Source organism: Mucilaginibacter sp. (assembly GCF_039207105.1).
Lineage (GTDB): Bacteria > Bacteroidota > Bacteroidia > Sphingobacteriales > Sphingobacteriaceae > Mucilaginibacter.
On the sequence record NZ_JBCECK010000100.1, the window covers coordinates 4,115 to 19,519 of the forward strand.

14 protein-coding genes are annotated in these 15,405 nt (G+C 40.5%); 7 read left to right on the top strand and 7 right to left on the bottom strand.

Annotation, left to right across the window (positions count from 1 at the left end; genetic code table 11):
- The 3 genes from AAGC65_RS17800 to AAGC65_RS17810 all read left to right on the top strand — a co-directional run.
- Window positions 1–275, top strand: a 275-nt coding sequence (locus tag AAGC65_RS17800; RefSeq protein ID WP_343113812.1) for a hypothetical protein, incomplete at its 5' end; no start/stop codon positions are given.
- Between the two features lie 112 nt (window positions 276–387).
- On the top strand, window positions 388–1,758 hold the full coding sequence (locus tag AAGC65_RS17805) for a dipeptidase (protein WP_343113813.1): 1,371 nt from the start codon (window positions 388–390) through the stop codon (window positions 1,756–1,758).
- Between the two features lie 788 nt (window positions 1,759–2,546).
- Window positions 2,547–2,672 (top strand): hypothetical protein, encoded by a 126-nt coding sequence (locus AAGC65_RS17810; RefSeq protein WP_343113814.1) that lies wholly within the window; start codon window positions 2,547–2,549, stop codon window positions 2,670–2,672.
- Window positions 2,673–2,714: 42 nt separating this feature from the next.
- Here AAGC65_RS17810 and AAGC65_RS17815 read toward each other — a convergent pair whose 3' ends face one another.
- The 3 genes from AAGC65_RS17815 to AAGC65_RS17825 form a co-directional block, all read right to left on the bottom strand.
- Complete coding sequence (locus AAGC65_RS17815; RefSeq protein ID WP_343113825.1) at window positions 2,715–3,770, bottom strand: dipeptide epimerase; 1,056 nt, start codon at window positions 3,768–3,770, stop codon at window positions 2,715–2,717.
- Between the two features lie 393 nt (window positions 3,771–4,163).
- Window positions 4,164–4,559, bottom strand: coding sequence for a DUF5615 family PIN-like protein (locus AAGC65_RS17820; RefSeq protein WP_343113815.1), 396 nt, complete (start codon window positions 4,557–4,559; stop codon window positions 4,164–4,166).
- Entirely contained in the window at window positions 4,559–5,206 is a 648-nt protein-coding gene (locus tag AAGC65_RS17825) for a DUF433 domain-containing protein (RefSeq protein WP_343113816.1), read from the bottom strand. The genes AAGC65_RS17820 and AAGC65_RS17825 overlap by 1 nt, the downstream gene beginning before the upstream one ends.
- Window positions 5,207–5,571: 365 nt before the next feature.
- Here AAGC65_RS17825 and AAGC65_RS17830 point away from each other — a divergent pair, with 365 nt between their 5' ends.
- From AAGC65_RS17830 to AAGC65_RS17845, 4 genes are all read left to right on the top strand, one after another.
- Window positions 5,572–6,312: a DUF4290 domain-containing protein gene (locus AAGC65_RS17830; RefSeq protein WP_343113817.1), complete on the top strand. Its 741-nt coding sequence runs from the start codon at window positions 5,572–5,574 to the stop codon at window positions 6,310–6,312.
- A gap of 415 nt (window positions 6,313–6,727) precedes the next feature.
- The gene (gene murA / locus AAGC65_RS17835) at window positions 6,728–8,035 is read left to right on the top strand and encodes a UDP-N-acetylglucosamine 1-carboxyvinyltransferase (protein ID WP_343113818.1); all 1,308 of its coding nucleotides are present in this window, start codon (window positions 6,728–6,730) and stop codon (window positions 8,033–8,035) included.
- A 151-nt stretch (window positions 8,036–8,186) separates the two neighbouring features.
- A complete protein-coding gene (locus AAGC65_RS17840; RefSeq protein ID WP_343113819.1) occupies window positions 8,187–9,755 on the top strand; it encodes a glycosyltransferase family 39 protein in 1,569 nt (522 codons plus the stop codon).
- Between the two features lie 262 nt (window positions 9,756–10,017).
- Window positions 10,018–10,950, top strand: a complete 933-nt coding sequence (locus AAGC65_RS17845) for a hypothetical protein (RefSeq protein WP_343113820.1) — start codon at window positions 10,018–10,020, stop codon at window positions 10,948–10,950.
- Window positions 10,951–11,071: 121 nt separating this feature from the next.
- Here the strand turns inward: AAGC65_RS17845 and AAGC65_RS17850 are convergent, their stop codons facing one another.
- From AAGC65_RS17850 to AAGC65_RS17865, 4 genes are all read right to left on the bottom strand, one after another.
- Window positions 11,072–12,433 (bottom strand): pyridoxal-phosphate dependent enzyme, encoded by a 1,362-nt coding sequence (locus AAGC65_RS17850; RefSeq protein ID WP_343113821.1) that lies wholly within the window; start codon window positions 12,431–12,433, stop codon window positions 11,072–11,074.
- Between the two features lie 251 nt (window positions 12,434–12,684).
- Window positions 12,685–13,539 carry an AMP nucleosidase gene (locus AAGC65_RS17855; protein ID WP_343113822.1) on the bottom strand — a complete coding sequence of 285 codons (855 nt, stop codon included), beginning with the start codon at window positions 13,537–13,539 and terminating at the stop codon, window positions 12,685–12,687.
- Between the two features lie 241 nt (window positions 13,540–13,780).
- A complete protein-coding gene (gene clpX / locus AAGC65_RS17860) occupies window positions 13,781–15,019 on the bottom strand; it encodes an ATP-dependent Clp protease ATP-binding subunit ClpX (protein ID WP_343113823.1) in 1,239 nt (412 codons plus the stop codon).
- Window positions 15,020–15,150: 131 nt separating this feature from the next.
- Window positions 15,151–15,405, bottom strand: a 255-nt coding sequence (locus tag AAGC65_RS17865) for an ATP-dependent Clp protease proteolytic subunit (RefSeq protein WP_343113824.1), incomplete at its 5' end; no start/stop codon positions are given.

A 15,405-nucleotide genomic window follows, 5' to 3' on the forward strand; every position in this document is an offset into this window, starting at 1 on the left:
GTAATGGTGACTTCGCTTTCTCTGGTCCTAAAAGAGAATTAGGTAACGGTGACTTCGCTTTCTCTGGTCCTAAAAGAGAGTTAGGTAATGGTGACTTCGCTTTCTCTGGTCCTAAAAGAGAATTAGGTAATGGTGACTTCGCTTTCTCTGGTCCTAAAAGAGAATTAGGTAACGGTGACTTTGCTTTCTCTGGTCCGAAAAGAGAATTAGGTAATGGTGATTTCGCTTTCTCTGGTCCTAAAAGAGAATTAGGTAATGGTGACTTCGCTGCATAATTATATATATAGTATAGGGATATACAAAAACAGAACAGGTCATGCCATCACGGCATGACCTGTTCTGTTTTAAATCAATAAACATCAATATATTTGCTGCAAATTGATAATTATGCAGCATATAAAACAGTATGTAAACGACAACAAACAACGTTTACTCGACGAATTGTTTGAACTTTTGCGTTTCCCTTCGGTTAGTGCCGATCCTAAATACAAAGCAGACGTATTAAAAACCGCCGATTACGTGGCGCAAAAACTGCGCGATGCCGGTGCCGACAAGGTAGAAGTATGCCCAACAGCCGGCTATCCAATCGTATACGGCGAAAAAATAATTGACGCGTCGAAACCAACCGTACTGGTTTACGGCCATTATGATGTGCAACCGGCCGATCCGCTGGAACTTTGGAAAACCCCTCCTTTTGAACCTACCGTACGCGATGGTAAAATATATGCCCGCGGTGCCTGTGATGATAAAGGCCAGTTTTATATGCATGTAAAGGCGTTTGAGCTGATGATGCAAACCGAAACCCTGCCCTGCAACATTAAATTCATGATCGAGGGTGAGGAAGAAGTTGGTTCATCAAACCTGGGTATTTTTGTAAAAGAGAACAAAGAAAGATTAAAAGCCGATGTGGTACTGATATCAGACACCTCCATGATCAGCATGGAAAACCCATCGTTAGAGACCGGCTTACGCGGCTTATCATACCTGGAGGTTGAAGTAACCGGCCCCAACCGGGATCTGCATTCGGGCGTATATGGTGGCGCTGTAGCTAACCCAGCCACCATCCTGGCTAAAATGATAGCCTCGTTGCATGATGAAAATAACCACATAGCCATTCCGGGTTTTTATAATGATGTGATTGACCTAACACCGGCCGAACGTACCGCCCTTAACAACGCGCCTTATAATGAGGAAGAATATAAAAAAGACCTGGATGTTGAGGAGCTTTGGGGCGAAAAGGGCTATACTACCTTTGAGCGTACCGGTACCCGCCCCACCCTTGAGGTAAACGGCATTTGGGGCGGATACATTGGCGAAGGAGCGAAAACCGTATTGCCATCAAAAGCCAGCGCCAAAATATCTATGCGACTGGTGCCTAACCAAACCAGCGAGAAAATAACCGAACTGTTTACCAAACACTTCCTGAGCATTGCACCCAAAACCGTTAAGGTAAAAGTAACCCCGCACCACGGCGGCGAACCTGCAGTAACACCAACCGACAGCATAGCATACCGTGCGGCCCAAAAGGCCATTGCCGAATCGTTTGGTAAAGATCCTATACCTACCCGCGGTGGTGGCAGTATACCTATTGTAGCACTTTTTGAGGCCGAGCTTGGGCTTAAAACCGTATTGATGGGTTTTGGCCTTGACAGCGACGCGCTGCACTCGCCAAATGAAAAGTATGATATTTATAATTATTATAAAGGTATTGAAACTATCCCCCTGTTTCATAAATATTTCGCACAGCTAAGCGAATAAGCTTATTCTTTATCCGGGTTAATATACCAGGCACACTTACGAAGTTTTAAAAAACTTCGTAAGTGTATTAATAATACGATGTATCTCACCTGTAGAGATCCAGTATTTTACAACTCAGCATGACAGCTTGTTTCGTTACCCTGTATTATTCATCGGGATTAAAACAAGCATAAAGCCTGTAACATGTTCCCTACATTGTTATTCAAAACGCGCCAAATGTAACAAACCCACTACCCCAAAAACGTTTTCCCTCAAAACAGGCCGGGAGGGCATTTTTTTTCATTTTAAGCCATTGGTTAATTTTTACTACCCTATTCAACTTAGCTCAAACTAATTGGCACTAAATTTTCTTAGAACTAAAAAATAAATCATTTAGCTGTCCGGATTTATTTTTTACTTAAGTATGATAAAGCAGATATTTTATTTATATTTACTTGTATACAAGATAGTTAGTGTATAAAATACGTCAATTAATACTTGCAAGTTCATAAAACGAAAACGATTAAGTAACAAATAGAAAATTTTAAAAATTGAGATTTATTGAAGAAAAGGCACAAATAACTAAAAATGATTTTTATAGGAGCATAACTTTATCATATATTATTATACTACTATAGTTTATATATACAACAGTATAATACCTCCTATTTATTTTACCGGCAACCAGGAAGTGTTCAAAAATGATATTTAAAATAATAAAAACTAAAAGGACATTTTTTCACTTTATAATTAAAACAGCGATTAATTAATGCAAACCATTATTATCACATATTAAAAGGAGCACTATCATGGAAACCAAAGAAAAAGCAAAAGGCGAAACCGCCAAGGAGATCAGGGATCACAAAGTAACCAAAGCCGAAAAACACACTCCTGCAAAAAGTGTAAGTAAGCTGAAAAGAAAACCGCTTTTGTAAGCATTGTTGCCAGGCATTGAGTAAAATCAATGCCTGGTTTGTTTAAACAATAAATTTTTCACATCTGGCCAGAAAATCAGGGCTGGCATCGGCTCCTATGCCCGCATCATCGGCAATATCCAGCTGATACCCATTATAGGTTGCGCCACCAATACAGGGGTCTTGTAAATGGCCCAGCATACAGGTATCCATATCATAAAATTTAATATTGGGGCAGGCATATACAAAATGCAATTTGGCGCTCAGTGCAATACGGCTCTCTAACATCCCCCCCATCATACAGGCTATCCCTTTTGATGCCGCCTCGTCATGTATCTTTTTGGCTTCCCATATACCGCTGGATTTGGCCAGCTTAATATTGATGTAATGACACGAGCCACTGTTGATCTGCTTGCGGGCATCATGATGGTTATATACACTTTCATCGGCCATAATTTTTACCGGCGAATGCCGCATTAGTTGCGGCAGGTAATCATCGTACCAGGTGCGCATGGGCTGTTCACAAAATTCAATATTGTACGGCCCCATAGCTTGCAGGGCAAAAACAGCATCTTCATAGCTCCAGCCCTGGTTGGCATCAATACGGATCTCTATTTCGCTGCCCACAGCCTCACGTATCTGTTTTATACGCTCCACATCCTCAACAGCGTTTTTACCCAGTTTTACCTTTAGTATACCGGCTCCAGAAGCTTTAAAATCAAGCGCTTTAAGGGCCATAGCATGCGGCCCTGCTATGCCAATGGTAATATCGGTTTCAACCTCGCGCCTTTCGCCCCCTAAAAATTGGTATAAGGGCAAACCCGCGTTTTTGGCGGCTATGTCAAACAAGGCCATATCAAACGCACTTTTAATAGTAGAGTTACCTGCAATAAAATTGTGCAACTGCTGTAACCGCGCTGGGATATCCAGGGCATCCTTACCTTTCCATAGGCGGGCAAACTCACGCGCCAGCACCAGGCAGGTATCCTGGGTTTCGCCGGTAATGAACTGAAATGCCGCGCATTCGCCCACGCCATAAAAGCCGGCATCGGTATGTACCCTGATAAAAACATTCTGCGCATAATCCATTGTACCGGTAGCAATGGTAAATGCCTCCATCGGGATGCTGAAACGGTATATATCTATATGGGTAATGGTTACTCTATTGTTCACTTGATCGGAATAATTAATTGGGCGATAAAAAAATAAACCTATTAACTATTTGTGGTTTTATCAACCACATATCCAGGGAAATCGATTTTAATTTTAGCAATGATTATGAAGTATTTCCGAGGCTCCTTGCCCACTTTTTTAACTATAAACATGTGGCTCTGCTGGAATCAGGAATTAATAAAGCATAAGAACTCCGGAGGAGCAACCTGTTGATAGATGGCACTGCTATTTTAAGGGCTCTATAAGAACCTCCTATTAAAAAAGGGTTTCGTATATTTATTTACTCTCGATAGCAGCGACAAATGTTTATTACCTTGCTTTGCGATAATTACAAAGTTATTAAAACTCTTTTCTTTCCACCCCCTGTTTGTTTATCTCGTAAAGAAATGGACGTTCTTCTTCATCACAAATTTCTAACACTCTATGCCAATGTTGAATCATTAGTTGGACGAGTGACCAAAGGGTAGTTTTTTTGCCCTGTTTTATCCAAAACACACCTATGTTATAATCTTTGATAGCGTTATAAAGGTGTCGTTGAGTCCTAAAATCGGCATCATAAGTTATAAGTATTCCATTACTTTGAACAATCTCTAAAACAGCTGCATCGCATATACCCGTTTGATTTAGCAACCTAACAGAAGTAATTTCAAATTCAACACTCGAAGCTATTGGAGCAAGAGTTTTTAACCCCTCTACTAATATATTAGGTACATTCTCGTCAAAAACAATATGCATTAAGCGCTTCGTTTAAAGTAAAGAATGGCATCTTCCACCTGATCAATATGTAAATTATACAACATACATATCGCTTCCTTACTTTCACCGCCTTCTATGAATCCATTTATAATTTCAGCCTTTATACTTGTTCCTATTATTGTTGGTTGCCCAAACTGCAATTTAGGATCAATAACTACTTTTTTAGCCTCGGTTGGGAAATATTTAGCAGCAATATCGTCTCCATTAAATTCTATCTTTGAAAGAAATGGTGCAAGAATAGGCTTTAACGAAAATTGTTTTTTATTGTCTGCCTTAATTAAGTTTTCTAAATACTCATACCATATCCCTTTTTTTCCGTCTGTATGGATTTTTCTTGCGAAAGGATAAAGAGTTTTTAAATCTTCAGATATTTTTGCATGTGCTTTTTTTATTTCTTGAGCACTTACTTTAAGTTCCCTTAGATGATAGAATGTGTAGAACTCAATAAGAGTATAAAAATTTATAGCCTTATTTCCCTTTATACCAAAAGTATACCCATCCCAAAACTCTCTCATCCAATAACTAACCTTTGAGTATGGCAAGTTTAAAATGTTGGATATATCACGAGCAGTATAAATACCTTCGCCCACTTTTGGCAATATGTTAATGTTTTTTTTATCGGTCATTGCTTAACAAATATATATTTAAACGATGATTTCTTTTATAAAGATACAAAAATACAAAAAATTGAATATCAGATATTTACAGCATATGTGTAAAATATTTTCTCTTTGATCTATTAGGTGTACCAGTAGACCAAAGTAACTCAGCCCTTCACGGCCAAGAGCGAGTATACAACAATCACAAGTCATCTTGCACAGCCTAAAGTAATAATTTGATACAGTAATTTGCACATTAATACGAATAGATTATATTTGCATTACTACTACACCAGTAACAATTCAATTTTAGCCTCTTTTATCCTATTCTACAGGATACTTGTCAGGCTAATTTAAAACTTCCTTACTAATAACAATACAATAGCAATAATATGGCTCAGCAAAACACGCCTGCTCAATTTGATTATAACTCAACCAGGAATAAACTTATCCTGTCTGAATATGGCCGCAACGTACAAAATATGGTAAAATATATTGTAGCGCTGCCCACTAAAGAAGAACGTAACCGCTACGCCCAGGTAGTGATTGACCTGATGGGATTTTTAAACCCGCACCTGCGAGACGTTGCGGACTTTAAACACAAACTCTGGGATCACCTGCACATTATATCTGATTACCAGATTGATGTAGACTCACCCTATCCAAAACCATCTCCTGAGGCTATTCACATCAAACCGCAGCCTTTAAGATACCCGCACCAGCGCATCAAATACAAGCACTATGGCAAAACCATTGAGCTGATGATCGAGAAAGCCAAAAGCATTGAAGATCCTGATCGTAAACGCCACATGGTACAGGCCATTGCCAATTTCATGAAAATGGCCTACGTACAATGGAACAAAGATTCCGTTGCCGACGAGAGCATCCTGGCCGATTTGTTTGCCCTGTCTGGCGGCACCTTAAAACTGGAGGATAACGTTAACCTGAACCGTGTGGAATTCAGGCCAAACAACTTCTCTAACCAAAATAACAACAATAACAACCGTGGCCGCACCAACAACAATAACCAAAACAATCGCGGTGGTGGCGGCGGCCGTACCAATAACAATAATCAGCGCAACAACAATCAAAACAACCGCAACAGAAACAGCGGCGGCGCCAAAAAATATTAATTGATTGGTTAAATGATATTTCCGAAACAGCCCGGCATCTGAAAAAAAGATGACCGGGCTGTTTTCATAAAGAGGGATTGGTAACAATACAGAACCGTCAAAAACAGATTAGTTATTTGATAACCAGCTTTTTAAAGTTTTTTAATTCACTCAAAAACTATATAAAACACTAAATTTCGGAAGATTTTGATCATTTTTTGAGCATTTTTACCAAAATTCCGTTCAATTCCGGTGCATTTTTTGTTAAAATTCAAACTTTAAAAAGTTTACAGGGTTAACAAACCGGCGGCAGGATCAATGAACTAATGGTATCAGGAATGTCCATTAATTTTATAATCTTTGCCGGGAAATTGGCATCTGCTTGCTAATTTACATGTGCTTAAAATAAATAATGACCTATCAATTATAAACTCCTATGACTAACGCATTTGTGATCAACGGCGGAAAACCGTTAAAGGGCGAAATTACTCCGCAGGGAGCAAAAAATGAGGCTTTACAGGTAATTTCGGCGGTATTGCTGACCGATAAAAAAGTTACTATCAGCAATATACCCGATATAAAGGATGTAAATAAACTGATTGAGCTATTGGGCGATATGGGGGTTATTGTAGAGAAGATTGCCGAGGACACCTATAACTTCACAGCCAAAGATATTAACCTGGATTTTTTCCAGTCTGAAACATTTAAATCAAAGGGAGGCGGTCTGCGCGGCTCTATCATGATAGTAGGCCCCTTGCTGGCACGCTTCGGCAAAGCCTCGATACCCAAACCCGGCGGCGACAAAATTGGCCGCAGGCGCCTGGATACCCACTTTTTAGGTTTTGAAAAACTTGGCGCACAGTTTCACTATAATCCTGCAGATGGCTTTTTTAATGTAGATGCCTCTAATCTGCAAGGTAGCTACATCCTGCTTGATGAGGCTTCGGTAACGGGTACTGCAAACATTGTTATGGCGGCCGTTTTGGCTAAAGGTGTTACTACCATTTACAACGCAGCCTGCGAACCCTACCTGCAGCAGCTTTGCAAAATGCTGAACCGTATGGGCGCTAAAATTAGCGGCATTGGCTCAAACCTGCTTAGCATTGAAGGTGTAAGCTATTTGGGAGGAACCGAGCACCGTTTACTGCCCGATATGATCGAGATTGGCTCGTTCATTGGTCTGGCGGCTATGACGGGTTCTGAAATAACCATTAAAGATGTAAAATACCCTGAGCTGGGCATGATACCCGATGTATTTAAACGCCTGGGTATAAAACTTGAACTACGTGGCGACGATATTTACATACCCGCCCAGGAAAATTATGAGATAGAAACTTTTATTGACGGATCTATCATGACCGTTGCCGATGCCCCCTGGCCAGGCTTTACACCCGACCTGATCAGCATTGTGCTGGTGGTTGCCATACAAGCCAAAGGGTCTGTACTCATTCACCAAAAAATGTTTGAGAGCCGTTTATTCTTTGTAGATAAGTTACTGGATATGGGTGCCCAGATCATCCTGTGCGATCCACACCGTGCTACTGTTATTGGTTTGGATAAGCAGGTTCAGCTGCGCGGTATTTCCATGACCTCGCCTGATATCAGGGCTGGGGTGGCTTTATTAATAGCAGCCTTATCAGCTCAAGGCCAGTCAACCATTTACAATATTGAGCAAATTGAGCGTGGCTATCAGCACATTGATACTCGCCTTAAAGCGCTCGGAGCTGATATTACCCGAATATAACAAAGCTTAAAGCCCATAGCAAAAAGCATAAAGCCTTGAGGTTTTATGCTTTTTGCTTGTTAAATATTTTTTATAGCTTTAGCTGTTAGCACATAGCCATTGCCCCTAAATAGCTTTTTGCTTTAAAAACTTAAGCGCCAATTAAAAGCCAATGCCTCCGTACAAAAACCGAAGATCAACTTATGCTTACTTCATACTGATTTTTGTATTTGTAAAAATTGTGCTTAACCTTTTTGCTATAAGCCATTTCGGTTTTCACCGGGATGAGCTTTTGCACCTGGTTTTGGCCGACCATCTGGATTGGGGCTATAAAGAAGTACCGCCACTTATAGCACTGGTAGCCAAACTGTCCATAACTTTATTCGGCGATTCTGTTTTTGCTGCCCGTATTTTTCCAACCATCGTTAGCGGGCTCATCATCTGGTTTACCGGGCTTATTACCGTTGAATTTGGCGGTAAAAAATTTGCCATAACCTTAACCTGCCTGGCTCTTATATTTTCGCCGGCATTCGCGGCAAGCGGGTATCTTTTTCAACCCGTGGTGTTTGATCAGTTTTGGTGGGTACTCACCGTTTGGTTATTGATCAAATATTTGAACACTACCGATGTTAAATACCTGTATTGGCTTGGCCTGGTGGTTGGCCTGGGCATGCTTACCAAGTATACTATGGCGTTTTTCACCTTCGCGCTCATTATTGGTATACTCATCAGTAAACAACGCAAACTATTATTTAACAAGCATATTTTGGGCGCGGCAGTGGTTGCCTTTTTAGTATGTCTACCTAATTTGTTCTGGCAAATTCATCATCACTGGCCCTTAATACACCATATGAAGGAATTGCGCGAGCAGCAGTTAAACTATATTAGTCCGACACAGTTTATTGAACAGCAGCTTTTGGTGCATGGTATAGCCCTGTTTGTTTGGCTTACCGGGTTATTGTTTTTAGCCTTTTCATTCAGGCTACGTAATTTTCAGTTTTTGGCCATTGCCTATGTGCTGATATTCATTTTTTTGCTGAATATGGATGGCAAAAATTACTATTTGTTTGGCGCCTACCCCATGCTGTTCGCAGCCGGGGGATTTGGCTTTGAGCGCCTGTTGAAAACTCAAGGTTACGCATTGCGCACACTCGCGATTATGCTGTTTGTGATACCTAACATGCTCCTGTTCCCGATGCTGCTGCCTTTTTTATCTATTGAGCGCACATTGGCCTTTTTCAGGTTTACTAATAAAAACATACCGGCTACACACTTTATCACCACCTGGGAAGATCAAAAACTACACCCCCTAACCCAGGATTATGCCGACATGTTTGGATGGGATGAACTGGCCCAAAAGGTTGGCGAAGCTTATAACAAGCTTACACCCGATCAGCAAAAACAAACTCTTATTTATGCTGACAATTACGGCGAGGCCGGCGCACTACACCACTATCGCAAACAGTTCAACTTTCCCGGAGTGATATCATTGAATAGCAGCTTCGCGCTTTGGGCTCCTGATAGTTTGAAGTGTAAATATCTGATCTACGTTGATGATGATGGTGGTGGCAATATTAAACAGTTTGTTGCCGGTAACATGATCGGCTCGTTCCAAAAACTGGGCGAAATCAGCCATTACCTTGCCCGAGAAAAAGGCACCGGCATATACCTGATCACCGATATTAAAGATCCGCTGCAGGAAAGATATACAAAGGAATTAGCAAGGAAAAGAAAGGAATAGAGGCCCCTCTAAATCTTCCCTGAAGGGGAGACTTCAAAAGTAATATTCTTTCATTGGGTAAGAAAAACGTTATCGGTTACAGGAAAACCTGAAGCTGAGCACAGTACTTAATCTTACGCTACTGCAAGTGTTCCGCTTGTAGTAATATGTACATGATGGCCACAAGCGGGCCCCTTGCGACAACCGAATATAGATTTCAACACACGCCAACACTCCGCTTTTATTTTTATATTTACTCTAAACCTCAATAAGCTATTAACCTATGTTTTCAAAAGTAATACAATTGAAGTCACACATAAAAAAAGTGATATCTGCTATAAAAAAACTAAAAGGTATAGAACAAGAAAGCAGTGAGCTTAAAATATTAGTCGCTAATATTTTAATAAAACAAAATCAAAATAACGAGAGGCAAATTGTTGAAAACATTCAATTAGCAGAATTTAAAGTTTTTTCGCAATGTGGCGATGATGGTATCATTCAATTTTTAATCAACTACCTTAATATACAACAGCGCACATTTATTGAGTTTGGTGTAGAAGATTATACGGAATCCAATACTCGGTTTTTATTGATCAATAATAACTGGACCGGACTGATAATGGATGGGTCTGAAAAGCATATGGATACGGTTAAAAAGGATAGCATATATTGGCGCTATCAGCTTACCGCTGTTCCAGCTTTTATTACCGCCGAAAATATTAATCGACTTATTGTTGAAAATGGATTTGAAGGCGAAATAGGACTTTTACATATAGATATTGATGGGAATGATTATTGGGTATGGAAGGAGATTAACGTGATATCGCCAATAATTGTCATTGTAGAATACAATAGCATATTTGGTGCTGAGCATGCCTGGTCTACCCCTTATAAATCTGATTTTGACCGTACTGCTGCACATCATAGCAATCTGTATTTTGGAGCTTCGTTAACCGCTTTATGCGACCTCGCTGAAGAAAAAGGATACTATTTTATCGCATCAAACAGCACCGGAAATAATGCATATTTTGTAAGGAAGGACAAAATAAAGGATATTAAACCGTTGAACGCAAAAAGCGGTTACGTACTATCAAAATTTCGTGAAAGCAGAGATAAAAAGGACAATTTGACTTATTTAAGCGGAGCAGAGCGTTTAAAAGCGCTGCACGGAATGGAAGTGTATAATACACGAACCAAACAACTGGAAAAAATATAATGCAAATTGCTGACTAAGCATGCGCACTTGTACTGGCAACAAAAAATGAAAGGTGCCATGCCTCGGCACAACACCTTTTATCTTTTATCTTTTTGTCATTTGCCTTCCAGTCTTTCCTCCCCTAAGCCGATATCGCGTTGATGATATCATATTGGGTGATGATCTCAATTTTCCCTTGCTCATCTTCAGCCAGTACAGCAATATTATCCTTATTGATCATGGTTGAAATTTTATCAATAGACGTATTCAGATCAACAAACGGAAACGGTGCAGTAGTTATATTTTTGATCGGCTGCGATTTGATGGATGGGTTTTCGATCAGCGAAGCCAAAATATCACTTTCGGTGATCTTGCCAATTACCATACCTTTTTGAGTAACCGGTATCTGCGATATATTAAGCGATTTAATGGTATTAATAGCTTCAAGTACACTTTTCTCACAGTCGATAGTAATGATCTCCTGTACCTCTTTTTTGCTGATGATATCACGGGCAGTAAGCTTGCCATCTTTTAAAAATCCGCGGTCGCGCAGCCAGTCGTCATTGTACATTTTGCCTAAGTAACGAGTGCCGTGATCCGGGAATATGATCACTACCACATCACCTTCCTTAAACTTATCTTTCATTTGCAGCGTACCCGCAACAGCCGATCCGGTAGAATTACCTGCAAAAATACCTTCTTTACGGGCAATTTCGCGGGTCATGAGGGCGGCATCCTTATCAGTTACCTTTTCAAAATGATCTATCAGGCTAAAGTCAACGTTCTGCGGTAAAAAGTCTTCACCTATACCTTCAGTGATGTATGGATAGATCTCGTTTTTATCCATGATACCGGTTTCCTTATATTTTTTAAATACGGAACCATAGGTATCAATACCCAGCACCTGGATGTTAGGGTTCTTTTCTTTCAGGTAACGGGCCGTGCCGGAGATGGTGCCGCCAGTGCCTACCCCTACTACCAGATGCGTTATTTTACCTTCGGTTTGCTCCCATATTTCGGGACCGGTTTGTTCATAATGCGCCTGCGAGTTGCTCAGATTATCATACTGATTAGGTTTCCATGAATTGGGTACTTCGCGCTCCAAGCGAGATGAAACAGAATAGTATGAACGCGGGTCTTCCGGCTCTACATTGGTGGGGCAAACAATTACCTCGGCGCCAAAGGCCCGCAGGGCATCAAACTTTTCTTTTGATTGTTTATCGGTACTGGTAAAAATACATTTGTAACCTTTAATAACAGCCGCGATGGCCAGGCCCATACCTGTATTGCCCGATGTACCTTCAATGATAGTACCTCCGGGCTTCAGTTTACCACTTGCTTCGGCATCCTCAATCATTTTAAGGGCCATACGGTCTTTAATAGAATTACCAGGATTAGTGGTTTCTATCTTAGCTAAAACCGTTGCAGGGATATCCTTAGTTACCTTGTTCAATTTAACCAGGGGCGTATGGCCAATGGTTTCCAATATATTGTTATACCACATAAAATTCAATATCTACAAACCCGGTATACTTAGCCGGATAACGCCTCTAAATTAACTTTCTTAAATGATATATCCATTGGTTCATTAGTTTATTTGTTGATTGGTTCATTGGGTGTTGGTTCATTAGTTCATTGGGGAATTGGTTCATTGGTTCCTTATCCTAATGAGACTAATGAATAACTAAACTAACAAACGAATAACTCAAACTATTGCACCAATAAACTAATGAACAAATGAACTAATAAACGAACCTAAAACTTCAGGTGTTTAACTGTTAAGCCATTATTAATCAGTTGCTTTAGCGATTCGATACCTACATGCAGATGTGTTTCTACATATTGCTCGGTTACAGCCGAATCGCTTTCGGCGGTTTTAACACCTTCCGGGATCATCGGTTGGTCAGACACTAATAACAACGCCCCGGTAGGTATTTTATTGGCAAAACCGGTTGTAAAAATGGTGGCGGTTTCCATATCAACGGCCATAGCCCGCAAATCTTTCAGGTATTTCTTAAAGGTTTTGTCGTGCTCCCAAACGCGGCGGTTGGTGGTGTAACATGTCCCGGTCCAGTAATCGCGCGAATAATCACGAATGGTGGTTGATATCGCTTTTTGCAGGGCAAATGAAGGCAAAGCGGGCACTTCTGGTGGTAGATAATCGTTGGATGTACCTTCGCCCCTAATGGCTGCTATAGGCAGTATCAGATCGCCTACGTTGTTCTTCTTTTTTAGTCCGCCGCATTTACCCAAAAAGATAACGGCTTTGGGATGTATTGCTGTAAGCAGATCCATCACAGTAGCCGCTACCGAGCTACCCATACCAAAATTGATAATGGTTATACCGTTGGCGGTTACGCTTTGCATGGGCTTTTCGATACCCATAATTGGCGCGTTATCATGCCATTGCGAAAACAGCTGTATATACTTTGAAAAATTAGTAAGTATAATATATTCGCCAAAGGCCTCCAGCGGGCGGCCTGTATAGCGCGGCAGCCAGTTGGCCACAATAGCCTCCTTGGTTTTAAGGCCCGATTTTATGGGTGTGTGCACCTCTTTCACTACCGGTGTATCGATAGGGTCTTTTTTAATATTCAATTCCTCGTTCATATTTTTTCACTTTAGCGTTTTTAAGTATCAAGTAGTTAGTATTTAGTATCAAGACAGAACTCATTTGGGTATTCAATAATTTAATCAAGTCGTGATACTTGATACCAATTACTTGATACCGCTACCCGATACCATCATTGTCTGATACTAAATAAAAACCTGCTTATACAACAAACCCCGGCGTTGCACCAGGGTTCGTGTTTTATTATAATAAAGATAGCTACCTAATTCGTTCAAATTGTTATGCTACTTTTAATTTTTTCAGATCTGATTTTTCAAATTTCTCGTGAGCATAATCTAAAGTTACCTGTAGTCGTTTCACATCTTTTTTAGATGGGAACTCAAACATGGCATCTATCATGATAGCTTCACAAATTGAGCGTAAACCCCTTGCTCCGAGTTTAAATTCCATTGCTTTGTCAACAATGAACTCCAACACTTCATCATCAAAATCAAGCCTTACATTTTCATATTCAAACAGTTTTTTGTACTGTTTAAGCAATGAGTTTTTAGGCTCGGTTAATATATTACGCAATGCAGCTCTATCCAGTGGGTTTAAATAAGTTAACACCGGCAGGCGACCAATTAGCTCCGGAATTAATCCGAACGATTTCAGGTCCTGCGGAGTAATATATTTATAGAGGTTTTTCATATCAACCTCGCCATCATCACGTTTTAATTTATAACCAACGGTTTGCGTACGCAGCCTGTTGGCTATTTTACGGTCGATACCATCAAAAGCACCACCGCATATAAACAGGATATTACTGGTATTTACGGTGATCATTTTCTGATCCGGGTGCTTACGGCCTCCCTGTGGTGGTACATTAACCATAGTACCTTCCAGAATTTTTAACAAAGCCTGCTGTACACCCTCGCCAGATACATCACGGGTGATAGAAGCATTATCGCTTTTGCGGGCAATTTTATCAACCTCATCAATGTAAACAATACCTTTTTCGGCCATCGTTACATCATAATCTGCCGATTGCAGCAAGCGGGTAAGTATGCTTTCCACATCCTCCCCTACATAACCTGCTTCGGTAAGTACGGTAGCATCGCAAATACAAAACGGAACGTTCAGTATTTTTGCCATAGTTTTGGCCAGTAAGGTTTTACCCGTACCGGTTTCGCCCACCATAATAATGTTTGATTTCTCGATCTCTACCTCATCCTTATCAATACGCTGGTTTAAGCGCTTGTAATGGTTATATACAGCTACAGAAAGTATCTTTTTGGCATCATCCTGCCCTATAACATATTGATCAAGGTGACTTTTAATTTCGGCTGGTTTTAATAAAGCCGGCGCCGATGGCGAAGCTTTAACCTTACGTACCTTTAATTCCTCAGCCAATATTTCATTAGCCTGGTTAACGCATTTATCACAAATGTGTGCGTCGAGGCCCGCAATCAACATCAGGGAATCCTGCTTTCCTGCACCACAAAATGAGCACCTGATTTCCTTACTGCTTTTATTCATCTGATTTGTGTGTTATCCAAAATTAACTAATTGGCGGCATAAAACAAATTTTTGAGTCCAAAGGCGTTAATTTTATGCGTTTAAACGCACAATTAACGCCCCGAACTCAAAAATTTTAAAACTCCGGGAAATTATTTTTTCCCTTTGCTGCCTTTTAAAATCTCATCTACCATACCAAATTCTTTGGCTTCTTCGGCAATCATCCAGTAATCACGGTCAGACGCGTCCCAAACTTTCTGGAACGGAGCACCGCTATGATCGGCAATGATCTGGTACAATTCTTTTTTCAGTTTAGTGATCTCATGGTAAGATATCTCGATATCTGACTGCTGGCCCTGAGCACCGCCTGATGGCTGGTGAATCATTACCCTTGCATGTGGCAATAT

Coding starts and splice junctions, on each gene's coding strand:
- murA (WP_343113818.1), top strand. CDS start 6,728: ATGACTAACGCATTTGTGATCAACGGCGGAAAACCGTTAAAGGGCGAA.
- AAGC65_RS17830 (WP_343113817.1), top strand. CDS start 5,572: ATGGCTCAGCAAAACACGCCTGCTCAATTTGATTATAACTCAACCAGG.
- AAGC65_RS17825 (WP_343113816.1), bottom strand. CDS start 5,206: ATGACCGATAAAAAAAACATTAACATATTGCCAAAAGTGGGCGAAGGT.
- clpX (WP_343113823.1), bottom strand. CDS start 15,019: ATGAATAAAAGCAGTAAGGAAATCAGGTGCTCATTTTGTGGTGCAGGA.
- AAGC65_RS17845 (WP_343113820.1), top strand. CDS start 10,018: ATGTTTTCAAAAGTAATACAATTGAAGTCACACATAAAAAAAGTGATA.
- AAGC65_RS17850 (WP_343113821.1), bottom strand. CDS start 12,433: ATGTGGTATAACAATATATTGGAAACCATTGGCCATACGCCCCTGGTT.
- AAGC65_RS17820 (WP_343113815.1), bottom strand. CDS start 4,559: ATGCATATTGTTTTTGACGAGAATGTACCTAATATATTAGTAGAGGGG.
- AAGC65_RS17840 (WP_343113819.1), top strand. CDS start 8,187: ATGCCTCCGTACAAAAACCGAAGATCAACTTATGCTTACTTCATACTG.
- AAGC65_RS17815 (WP_343113825.1), bottom strand. CDS start 3,770: ATGGAGGCATTTACCATTGCTACCGGTACAATGGATTATGCGCAGAAT.
- AAGC65_RS17810 (WP_343113814.1), top strand. CDS start 2,547: ATGGAAACCAAAGAAAAAGCAAAAGGCGAAACCGCCAAGGAGATCAGG.
- AAGC65_RS17855 (WP_343113822.1), bottom strand. CDS start 13,539: ATGAACGAGGAATTGAATATTAAAAAAGACCCTATCGATACACCGGTA.
- AAGC65_RS17805 (WP_343113813.1), top strand. CDS start 388: ATGCAGCATATAAAACAGTATGTAAACGACAACAAACAACGTTTACTC.